The 10,502-nt window shown below is 60.8% G+C and carries 8 protein-coding genes and 1 pseudogene; 5 read left to right on the top strand and 4 right to left on the bottom strand.

Going from position 1 to position 10,502, the window contains the following annotated elements:
- Positions 1 to 273 (top strand): annotated as a pseudogene (gene aspA / locus A3754_RS15855) (aspartate ammonia-lyase); the annotation flags it as partial.
- 214 nt (positions 274 to 487) lie between these two features.
- Here aspA and A3754_RS15850 read toward each other — a convergent pair.
- The gene (locus A3754_RS15850) at positions 488 to 1,129 is read right to left on the bottom strand and encodes a hypothetical protein (protein WP_063520485.1); all 642 of its coding nucleotides are present in this window, start codon (positions 1,127 to 1,129) and stop codon (positions 488 to 490) included.
- Positions 1,130 to 1,431: 302 nt separating this feature from the next.
- Here A3754_RS15850 and A3754_RS15845 point away from each other — a divergent pair, with 302 nt between their 5' ends.
- The 4 genes from A3754_RS15845 (at position 1,432) to A3754_RS15830 (ending at position 8,264) form a co-directional block, all read left to right on the top strand.
- On the top strand, positions 1,432 to 3,063 hold the full coding sequence (locus A3754_RS15845) for a fatty acid--CoA ligase (protein ID WP_063520484.1): 1,632 nt from the start codon (positions 1,432 to 1,434) through the stop codon (positions 3,061 to 3,063).
- Between the two features lie 244 nt (positions 3,064 to 3,307).
- Positions 3,308 to 4,456, top strand: coding sequence for an efflux RND transporter periplasmic adaptor subunit (locus A3754_RS15840; protein WP_063520483.1), 1,149 nt, complete (start codon positions 3,308 to 3,310; stop codon positions 4,454 to 4,456).
- Complete coding sequence (locus A3754_RS15835) at positions 4,453 to 7,557, top strand: efflux RND transporter permease subunit (protein ID WP_063520482.1); 3,105 nt, start codon at positions 4,453 to 4,455, stop codon at positions 7,555 to 7,557. The genes A3754_RS15840 and A3754_RS15835 overlap by 4 nt, the downstream gene beginning before the upstream one ends.
- A gap of 41 nt (positions 7,558 to 7,598) precedes the next feature.
- Positions 7,599 to 8,264: a M48 family metallopeptidase gene (locus A3754_RS15830; RefSeq protein WP_063520481.1), complete on the top strand. Its 666-nt coding sequence runs from the start codon at positions 7,599 to 7,601 to the stop codon at positions 8,262 to 8,264.
- Positions 8,265 to 8,486: 222 nt separating this feature from the next.
- Here A3754_RS15830 and A3754_RS15825 read toward each other — a convergent pair whose 3' ends face one another.
- The 3 genes from A3754_RS15825 to A3754_RS15815 all read right to left on the bottom strand — a co-directional run.
- A complete protein-coding gene (locus A3754_RS15825) occupies positions 8,487 to 8,690 on the bottom strand; it encodes a cold-shock protein (RefSeq protein ID WP_011590014.1) in 204 nt (67 codons plus the stop codon).
- 199 nt (positions 8,691 to 8,889) lie between these two features.
- Positions 8,890 to 9,774 carry a D-hexose-6-phosphate mutarotase gene (locus A3754_RS15820; protein WP_063520480.1) on the bottom strand — a complete coding sequence of 295 codons (885 nt, stop codon included), beginning with the start codon at positions 9,772 to 9,774 and terminating at the stop codon, positions 8,890 to 8,892.
- 70 nt (positions 9,775 to 9,844) lie between these two features.
- Positions 9,845 to 10,502, bottom strand: a 658-nt coding sequence (locus tag A3754_RS15815) for a WS/DGAT domain-containing protein (protein WP_156497023.1), incomplete at its 5' end; no start/stop codon positions are given.

Raw genomic sequence — 10,502 nt, 5'->3', positions numbered from 1 at the left:
ACCGAGTGGCTGGCCAATAGCTGTACCAATCTGGCTGAGCGGGCCATCAAGGGGATGACCTTCAATGAAGCGCGCCTGGCTGAAGGGGTGGGCAAGAACCCCATTCTGGTCACGGCCCTGAACCCGGTGATCGGTTACGAAAAAGCCGCGAAGATTGCCAAGGAAGCGTTTGCCAGCGGCAGGGCGGTGCTGGATGTGGCGGAAGAACAGTCCGGCCTGTCCCGGCAGGATCTGGAAAAGCTGCTGGATCCGAAGGGGCTGACACATCCTTGACCGGCGTGCTTAAAAGGTTGCTGCAGGAGCCCCGCTTGAGAGTCGAATATTCCCGCAGAAAGCCGTGCCAGGCTCGTTCGCCCCTCAAGTGGGGCCACAAAAATGGCTGTTACTAAAAGGCAATCGCCAGGCCCATGCCGGCCTCGCTATCCACACTGTCTGAATCCAGCCCGCCGCGGCCGTACAGGTCGGCCTGCAGGGTTGGTGTCAGCATTCAGGTAACGCCGCCGCCGGCACGGTTGTTGTCATCGCCGTTTTCGCTGTTGTGGGTCAATCCGGCATCCAGGAACACCGCCCAGGTATCACTGAGCCGGGCATGCCAGCTGGGCACCACGGTGATGGTGCGATCCTCCCCCCTTTCCTCGTAGCGGGCACTGAGCTGTACCTGATGGCGATCGTCCATCCACCAGCCGCCACTCATGGCCGCATAACCGCCATCTTCGTTGTTGCTGAAGGCATCGCTGGCAGTATCAATAAGTACCCCGCCGGCCAGGGCCGCCCGAAACATTGAACCGCGATACAGGGCGAACTTGGCCCCCACGGCACTGTTACCCATGCCATCCTGATCGTTGTCTGAGCTATTGGTCTTGGTTTGTTCAAACCGGTAGCCGGTGATGGCGGCCTGCAGCTCCAGGCGGTTTACCAGCCGCAGGCGGATCAGGGTGGGTACCGCCAGAGTGGTGGTGTCGGTGTCGCCGCGCTGGCCCAGGGTGGCATCAGGAAGCCCCACCTCAAGCGCCATGTTGTTGTCATGCAGGGTGTCCGGGTTCAGGCCCAGGGAGGGACGCTCGAAGGGCGGAGCCGCCCCGCACAGGGCGGGCACGCTGAGGATCAGCGCAGGTATCCAGCGGAACATGGTCGCTTCACTCCCTGAAGGTGATCCATGATGGATGCCGACCGTATCGTCAGCGGATTCACACTATCACCGTGCAACGGGGTGCCACTATTAGCCAAAAGGACAGGAAATGAGCACTGCAAAGCAGAGCTAGACAAGGTGTCTACAACGGGTAGTATTTTGTAACCTAATGGGCCAGGCAGCAGATGACCCGTGTGAGGGTCTGTGTCAGTCTTGAACGCCACACATACCAATGGGTAGGAAGGAGCGTACTGCTTTTTCCTGCCCGTGAACGGCAGAATAACAAGGTAACGGAGCAAGTTATGAGTAGTCACCTGAACATCCCCCGCAGCGCTTCTGCGGTGGAGTCGTCTCTGGTCATCCACCATATTCTGGAAGCGGGTGTGCGCAAGGCACCGGACCAGACGATTACCTATGGCGACCGCACGTTCACCTACCGCGACCTTAACGAGCGCGTGCACCGCCTGGCCGGGGCGCTGGCGGCCCAGGGCGTGAAGCCCGGTGATACCGTGGCGGTGATGGACTGGGACACCAACCGTTACCTGGAAGCGTTTTTTGCCATCCCGATGATGGGCGCGGTGCTGCATACCGTGAATGTGCGCCTGAGCCCGGAGCAGATTCTCTACACCATCAACCATGCGCAAGATGATGCGATTCTGGTGAACAGTGAATTCCTGCCGATCCTGGAAGAGCTGAAAGACCGTATCGAGCCGGTAAAGACCTACATCCTGCTCGACGACGATGGTGTAAAGGCTAGCGACAGCCTGCCGCTGGCTGGTGAATATGAAGAGCTGCTGGCCAAGGCGCCGGCCCAGTACGATTTCCCCGAGCTGGACGAAAATACCCGCGCCACTACCTTCTATACCACGGGTACCACCGGCTTGCCCAAGGGCGTTTATTTCTCCCATCGCCAGCTGGTGCTGCACACCTTTGCCGGCCGTAACACCATGTCCGGCGTGGGGCAGGGGCGTTTCAATGAAGATGACGTCTACATGCCGATCACGCCCATGTTCCATGTGCACGCCTGGGGCATCCCGTTCATGGCCACCCTGATGGGGGTGAAACAGGTCTACCCGGGCCGTTACGAGCCGGCCACCCTGCTGAAATTACTGGTCACCCACAAGGTCACCTTCTCCCACTGTGTACCCACCATCATTCAAATGTTGTTGCAGGCGGAAGCGGCCAAGAGCATCGACCTGAGCGGCTGGAAGGTGATCATCGGTGGTTCGGCCCTGCCCAGGGCTCTGGCCATGGGGGCGCTGGAACGTGGCATCGATATCTATACCGGTTACGGCATGAGTGAAACCTGCCCGCTGCTGACCCTGGCTCAGCTGACTCCGGAGCTGGAAAACGCGGACCTGGAAACCCAGGCGGATTATCGCACCCGCACCGGTCGCCCGGTGGCCATGGTGCAGATACGCATCGTCGACGGTGAAATGAACGACGTGCCCCATGACAACAAGAGCCAGGGGGAAGTGGTGGTGCGCGCGCCCTGGCTGACCCAGGGCTACCTGAACGATCCCGACAAGTCCGAAGAACTCTGGCACGGCGGCTGGTTGCATACCGGTGATGTGGCGGTGATGTCGGATGACGGCTGGCTGAAAATCGTCGATCGCATCAAGGATGTGATCAAGACCGGTGGCGAGTGGGTGTCTTCCATCGATCTGGAAGGCCTGGTGCTCCAGCATCCGGGGGTCGGCGAGTGCGCTGTGGTTGGTGTGCCCGATGAAAAATGGGGTGAACGCCCGGTAGCCCTGGTGGTGAAAAGCGGTGAAGTCGACGAAGACAGCATCAAGGCGCTGGTGGCTGATTATGCCGACAAAGGCGTGATCAGCCGTTACGGCATTCCCGATCGGGTGGTTTTTGTGGAGGCGCTGCCACGCACCTCGGTGGGCAAACTGGACAAGAAAAAGATGCGTGCGGAAATGGTTTAGAGAGACGCATCAGGCTTCATGCAACACGCGGCACGAAAGAGAAAGCCCACCATGCTGGTGGGCTTTTTCTTTTCAGGAAGCCACCACTGGGACAGCGTTTCGCGCCGCTGACGATGTTTACATGAACCCTCTTCAATTTATTTGCTCTCACTAACGCAGCGTCTACGCATTCCTTGCATAATTGCACGCTAGACTTTCACGGCGTGAATCAGACTTGGCTTGAATCAGAATAACGGAGAATGGCATGGCGCGGATTATCGCGGGGCTGGTGCTGGTAGCACTGGTGGGGGTTGGCGCATGGTGGTTGTGGCCTGTCGAGCAGGCGCCCATGGGAACGCGGCCGCCGACAGTAGTGAATCTGGCCCCGAGTATTGAGCGCCCCCTTTATGATCGGGTGGAAGCCGTGGGCACCGCCCGGGCGGCCCAGGCCGTGGTGTTGTTGGCGGAAGTGCCGGGTCGAGTGGCGGAGATCCATTTTCAGCAGGGCCAGCAAGTGACGCCTGGTCAGTTGCTGGTGACCCTGGATGATCGCAATGCTCGCGCCGAACTGGCCCGGGCGGAAGCCGAGTACCAGCGGGCCAGGGCCGATTACCGCCGCGGCCAGCAGCTGGTGGAGCGGCGCGCCATCTCCCAGTCTGAAGTTGATACGTTCCGGACCACCCTGGAAGCGGCGGAGGCCAGCCGCAATGTGGCTCGCGCCAATTTTAACGACCATACCATCCGCGCGCCGTTTGCCGGGGTGTTGGGGTTGCGGCAGGTGGACCCCGGTGCCTACCTGCAGACGGGCAACCCGATTACGACCCTGGACAACCTGGGGCACCTGGAGGTGGATTTCCAGATACCCGAACGCTATCTGGCCAAGTTGGCCGTGGGCTTGCCGGTGCAGGCCCGTAATTCAGCGTTTGAAGACCAGGTTTTTGAAGGCGCCATCACCCATCTGGATTCCCGGGTTAGCAATAGCAGCCGCAGCCTTACCGTGCGTGCACGTCTGAACAACCCCCAGGGCCAACTGTTGCCGGGCCAGTTTCTGCGGGTGTCTGTGCAGCTGGCGGAACGGGCCGCGTTGCTGGTGCCGGAGCAGGCAGTGATCACCCAGGGGGCCCAGAGCTATGTGTTCACGGTGAGCCCGGACAATCTCGCCCAGCGTCACCCGGTGACACTGGGTGGCCGTCGCGATGGCTGGGTGGAAGTGACCAGCGGGCTGACCAACAAACCGGATGTGATCGTTAACGGCCACTCACGCCTGGGCAGCAGCCAGCCAGTGAAAGTGATCGAGGACCCGGAAGCCTTGCTGCCTGGGCAGCGGGTGTTGTTGAACCCGGCACCGGCAGTAGACGGCCCATCCGGTGACTCGCAATCGGATGACCCGGCCACCACCGAGGCCGCGGCATGATTCTGTCGGATGTCTCCATCAAGCGACCGGTCTTTGCCACGGTGATCAGCCTGCTGATCGTGGTGTTTGGCGTTAGCGCCTTGATGAAATTGCCGATCCGGGAATACCCGGATATCGACCCGCCGGAAGTGTCCATCAGTGTGGATTATGCCGGCGCTGCGCCGGAGGTCATTGATACCCAGATCATTCAGGTCATTGAAGGGGCAATCTCCGGGGTGGAAGGGGTGCGCAAAATCGAATCGCGCAGCCGCCTGGGCTCGGCCCGCACCACGGTGGAATTCACCCTGGAGCGGGATGTGGATATCGCCGCCAACGACGTGCGCGATGCGGTATCCCGGGTGCTCAACCGGCTGCCGGAAGAAGCGGAGACCCCGGTTATTGCCAAAGCCGATGCCGATGCCCGGCCGATTATCTGGGTGACCCTGACCAGCAGCACCCTGGCGCCCCAGGAGCTGACCGATTTTGCCGAACGGTCACTGGTGGATCGCTTTGCCGTGCTCGACGGGGTATCGGAAGTGATTATTGGTGGTGAGCGTCGCTACGCCATGCGCGTGTGGCTGGATCGCCAGAGCATGGCCGCCAACCAGGTCACCGTTACCGATATTGAACAGGCCCTGCGCAGTAATAATGTGGAATTGCCTGCCGGCAAACTGGAATCGGAATCCCGCGGCTTCACCATTCGGGCGGACAATCGCCTGGCCACCGTGCAGGCATTCGAGGACCTGGTGGTGAGTCGCCAGGGCGATTACCTGCTGCGCCTGGGCGACGTGGCCCGGGTGGCGCTGGGTGTGGAAAACGATGATTCGGTGCTGCGCGCCAATGGCGAAGCGGCCATTGGCCTGGGTGTGGTGCGCCAGTCCAAGGCCAATACCGTGGCGGTGTCGGACCGGGTGCGCGAAGAAATCGTGGCGGTGCGAGACAACCTGCCCGTCGACATTCACCTGGATATCAACTCCGATGAATCCCTGTTTATCCGCGCGTCCATTCGTGAGGTGCTGATTACCCTGGGGATTTCCGTGGTGCTGGTGATCGCGGTGATCTTTGCCTTTCTCGGCAACCTGCGTGCCACCCTGATCCCGGCGGTGACTATTCCGGTGTCGGTAATCGGTGCCTTTATCGGCTTCGGGGTGATGGATTTTTCCATCAACGTGCTGACTTTGTTGGCACTGATCCTGGCCATCGGCCTGGTGGTGGATGACGCCATCGTCATGCTGGAGAACATTCAGCGCCGCATCGACGAAGGCGAGTCACGGTTGGTGGCCGCGTATCTTGGTGCCCGCCAGGTGGCGTTTGCAGTGGTCGCCACCACGCTGACCCTGGTGGCGGTGTTTGTGCCCATTTCCTTTATGGGTGGCGACGTGGGGCGGTTGTTCAGCGAATTCGGTTTTACCCTGGCTTCGGCGGTGATCATCTCCAGCATCGTGGCGCTGAGCCTGGCGCCCATGCTGTGTTCTCGTTGGCTGCATCGGCATAGCCGTAAAGAAATGCAGGGGCAGAATAATGTTCTGCAACGGGGCCTGACACGGTTGAACCAGGCCTATGCCAACGGCCTGCAGCGGACGTTGAAAAGCCCCTGGCCGCTGGTGGTGGGTTGCGTGCTGTTGTGCCTGGCGGCGGCGTTGCTGTTCCGGCAACTGCCCCAGGAGCTGGCCCCCACGGAGGACCGCGGCGTCTTTATTATTCCGGCCACCTCGCCCCAGGGCTCCACGGTGGAATACGGCGCACACCACACCCAGGCGGTGGAAAAAATGCTTATGCCCCTGGTGGAGAATGGCGAAGCGGAACGCGTGCTGGCGATCATCGGTTTCCGGGGTGTGCCGGAACGGGCATTTACCATCGTGCGGCTGAAAGACTGGGAAGAGCGCGAGCGCACCCAGCAGGAAATTGTTGGCGAGTTGCGCGGGCAGTTGTCCCAGGTCACCGGCTTGCGTGCCTTTGCGGTGAATCCGCCGGGGCTGGGCCAGAGCGCCTTCGACCAGGCGCTGGAAGTGGTGGTGGCCGGGCCGGACTATGAGCAGGTGCTGGCCTGGAGTGAAACCCTGATGGCGGCCCTGCGCGAGAACCCGAACCTGACCAGTATCGATACCGACTTCGAACAGACCCAGCCGCAACTGGATGTGAATCTGGACCGCGAGCGAGCGGCGGATCTGGGCATCACGGCCACCGATGTGGGGGAAACCCTGCAAGCCATGTTTGCCACTCTGACCGTGTCCACCTATGTGGATCGGGGGCGGGAATATGATGTCCTGCTGGAGGCCGAAAAGAGCGCCAGTGAAGTGCCTGAAGATGTGCTGCCGATCTACCTGCGCAGTGACAGTGGTGGCCTGGTGCCGTTTTCCAGCGTGGTGGAATTGGCCACCACCGGCGATGCACCGGAGCTGCGCCGGGTGGATCGTTTGCCGGCCATTACCCTGTCCGCCAACCTGGCCGACGGCTATGACCTGGCCACGGCCATGGGCTATGTGGAAGAGCAGGCCCGGGAGCGGTTACCGCTGGAAGCGCGCATCGGCTACAAAGGCATGGCCGAGGAATTGAAAGAATCGGCGTCGGCGATTCTGGTGACCTTTGCGCTGGCGCTGGTGATTGTGTTCCTGGTGCTCGCCGCCCAGTTTGAAAGCTGGATTCACCCGCTGATTATCATGCTCACGGTGCCGCTGGCGTTGGCCGGCGCGGTGATCGCCATCAGCGTTACCGGCGACAGCCTGAACATTTACAGTCAGATCGGCATGATCATGTTACTGGGGCTGATGGCGAAGAACGGTATTCTGATCGTGGAGTTTGCCAACCAGCTTCGTGACCAGGGCCGCAGCGTGAAAGAGGCCATCTATGAAGGCGCCATCGTGCGGTTCCGTCCGGTCTTGATGACCGGTGTCTCCACCATCTTCGGTGCCGTGCCGCTGGTGCTGGCCACCGGTGCCGGCGCGGAAAGCCGCTTTACCATTGGTGTGGTGATTCTCGGCGGGCTATTGTTTGCCACCGTGCTGACCCTGTTTATCATCCCGGTGCTGTACCAGTGGCTGGCGCCGTACGCGTCACCGGCGGATGCCGTCAGCCAGCAGCTGGACAAGGAGATGCCCGTTAACGAAAGCCAAGATGGATAATCAGTAGGAGCGCCGCTCCTACCAATCGCCAGACAGGAATCATGACCGACTACGAACTGATCCGCAGCAAACGCCGCTCCCTGGAACTGCGTGTTCTGGAAGACGGGCGTGTGCAGGTGCGTGCGCCGCAACGGGCTCCCCTGCGCATGGTGCAGACCTTTGTGGACAGTCGCCGCCAGTGGATCAAGGACCAGCAACAACGCCAGGCCAGCCGCCCGCGGCAACGCTGGCAAGATGGCTGCAGCATGGTGTTCCGGGGCCAGCCGTTGATCCTGGATGTGTCTGCAGGGCGGTCTTCGGTGAGTGTGGCTGGCGGCTATCTACAGGTGCGAGTTGCCGAGCCTGACAGCGAGGCTGCCGTGCAGCAGGCGGTGGAGCGCTGGCTTCGCCAACAGGCACGCCCGTTGTTTGAGGACAGCATTGAGCGGCAGTTCGGCTGGTTTGCCGGGCAAGGTTATACGCGCCCGGTATTACGGGTAAAAAAAATGCGTACCCGTTGGGGCTCACTGTCGGCAAAAGGGTACATCAACCTGAACATGGCCCTGCTGCACTACCCGCCAGCGGCACTGGATTACGTGGTCATGCACGAGCTTTGCCACCTCAAGCACATGGATCACGGCCCTGGCTTCCACGCCTTAATGGACGCCCGCATGCCCGACTGGCGCCAGCACAAACAACTCCTCGACCAGCCGCTCTACCAGCCCTGAGAGTCGAGTTGAAAGTTCAAAGTTTAAAGTTGAAACGCGGGGTGGTCAGTCAGGTTCGGCAATGCTGTGCCCGCGATTAATGGTAATGGTGCGCGGGCACGGCCTTTCAACGCTCGAGCACCCGTTCCGCGCTTTTCAACTTTAAACTTTGAACTTCCAACTGCTTTTCGCCAGACACAAAAAAACCCGCCGAAGCGGGTTTTTCCGTACTAGCGAGGTTGCTTATTCAGCAACCACGTTAGCAGCCTGCGGACCCTTGGGGCCCTGCTGGATCTCGAAGGAAACCTTCTGACCCTCGGCCAGGGTTTTGAAGCCTGAACCGGTAATTGCACTGAAATGAACGAACACGTCCGCACCACCATCGTCCTGGGAAATGAAACCAAAACCCTTGGACTCGTTAAACCACTTCACAGTACCTGTAGCCATGTGAATCTATACCTCAAAACTATTACTTAGGGTGTTGCTTGCAAACCATGTTGGGCGGCGTTCGGAGACAACTTCAGCTTCACGCAGGGAAGACAACTACCAAAACAATCCACGGCCATAATTCGCAGCCACCTCAGACTCTACTCCCCTTTTTTTGATTCCACCACCCCTTTTTCCGGGCAGTTTTGGGGCGGTGAAGTCACCCGCTTGTCATAATCTCGACGGCCATTTCGTGGTGCTCGCCGGGGGCCAGAGTCAGCACATTATCCAGTACCCGTGCGGTTTCTATGCACAGCATGCGTTGCCAGGCGTCAGGGGCAAACTGACTGAGCCGCAGACTCTTTTCCACCCAGGGGTTCCAGACCACCGCCGAATGGCTGCCCCGGCAGGTCAGTTGGATCTGTCGTTTCCAGAGCGGGTCATCCACCTGGAGTTGAGAGGGCAGTTGCAGGTAAAGCCGGTCGGTTTCCCGGTCGAACCGCAGTGCCTGGGTGTCCTGACGGGTCTGCCAGTCGGCCAGGGCATCCACGTAGGGGGACTGCGCCAGCCCATGCACAGTGACGTACCGGCTATCGGCCACGGCCAGGTAGGTGTGCAGCGCCTGGCTGATAGTGACCGGGGCCTGGCCGTGGTTGTGGTTACTCAGGGCCAGGGTCAGGGCGCTGCCAAGGGTCACCGTCAGGGTGGGCGTCACAGGGGGGAGGTGCTGACGGTTGGCGTGTTCTGCCAGCTGGAAAACCAGTCGTGCCTGTTCACCGTCCAGCTGGTGCTCGCTCAACTGCCAGGGTTGCCGGCGGACCAGGCCATGGGCGGGGGGATTATCGAGAGAGTATTGCTGTGTCACGCTGTCCGGGTTGCGTTCCAGCGCGCCGAACCAGGGCCAGCACACCGGCACGCCGCCGCGCACGCCATGGCCTGCCTGATAGGCCGCCTGCTCACTGAGCCAGAGTATGGGCGGTTCGCCGTCACGGCCGTACTCGAGCACCTGGGCGCCTTGTTCGGCGATCACCATTGTTTGCCCGCGATGGTGCAGTTGCCAGCAGGTGAGCTCGCCCCGGGTGATGCGTTTCAGTTCGGTTGCCATGCGTGTATTACCGAATACCGGACGTTGACGCCCGAGCCGTCAGGCATCCAGCGTCAGGCGCCCGGCGTGACTATTTAAGGCCCGCGCCGATTTCCAGTTCGCGTACCGACTGTTCCAGATAATCCAGCAGTCGCTGCATGGAAGGCAGCGTGCGGCGGCAGGCGATCAGGCCGAACTCCAGCTGGTCCACATAACTGGTCAGGGTGATGTTCAGGGCGATGCGATCCAGGGCAATGGAGACCGGGTACATGCCTTGCAGTTTAGCGCCGTTCCAGTACAGCGGTTCTTTCGGGCCGGGGACGTTGGAAATCACCACGTTGAACGCGCGCCATTTGGGGGCCAGGCCGGTGAGCAGGTTGAGGCCGGTGGGCGCCATGGTCAGGGCGGTGAAGTTGAGGATTTCCTCGGGACTCATTTGTGAGAATCGGGATTTGGCTTCCTGCACGGAGTCATTCACTACCCGCAGACGGTTGGCCGGATCGCAGATGTGGGTGCCCAGGTTGGCCAGAATCATGCCGATCTGGTTGCCGCCGGCGCTGTCGTCCTGGCGCAGGTTCATGGGCACCATGGCAATCAGAGGCTCATCCGGCAGCGCATGCTGGCTGATCAGGTACTCACGCAGGGCGTGGCCACACATGGACAGCACCACGGTGTTAATGGTGCAGCCGTAAGCCTTGGCAATGCCTTTCAGGCGCGGCAGCGAGAAGCTCTGGGCGGCAAAGCGGCGT

The organism is Alcanivorax sp. HI0083 (assembly GCF_001635175.1).
The sequence above is the reverse complement of the archived record's forward strand: the minus strand, read 5'-3'. Positions and strand labels throughout refer to the sequence as shown.

Coding starts and splice junctions, on each gene's coding strand:
- A3754_RS15850 (WP_063520485.1), bottom strand. CDS start 1,129: ATGTTCCGCTGGATACCTGCGCTGATCCTCAGCGTGCCCGCCCTGTGC.
- A3754_RS15845 (WP_063520484.1), top strand. CDS start 1,432: ATGAGTAGTCACCTGAACATCCCCCGCAGCGCTTCTGCGGTGGAGTCG.
- A3754_RS15840 (WP_063520483.1), top strand. CDS start 3,308: ATGGCGCGGATTATCGCGGGGCTGGTGCTGGTAGCACTGGTGGGGGTT.
- A3754_RS15835 (WP_063520482.1), top strand. CDS start 4,453: ATGATTCTGTCGGATGTCTCCATCAAGCGACCGGTCTTTGCCACGGTG.
- A3754_RS15830 (WP_063520481.1), top strand. CDS start 7,599: ATGACCGACTACGAACTGATCCGCAGCAAACGCCGCTCCCTGGAACTG.
- A3754_RS15825 (WP_011590014.1), bottom strand. CDS start 8,690: ATGGCTACAGGTACTGTGAAGTGGTTTAACGAGTCCAAGGGTTTTGGT.
- A3754_RS15820 (WP_063520480.1), bottom strand. CDS start 9,774: ATGGCAACCGAACTGAAACGCATCACCCGGGGCGAGCTCACCTGCTGG.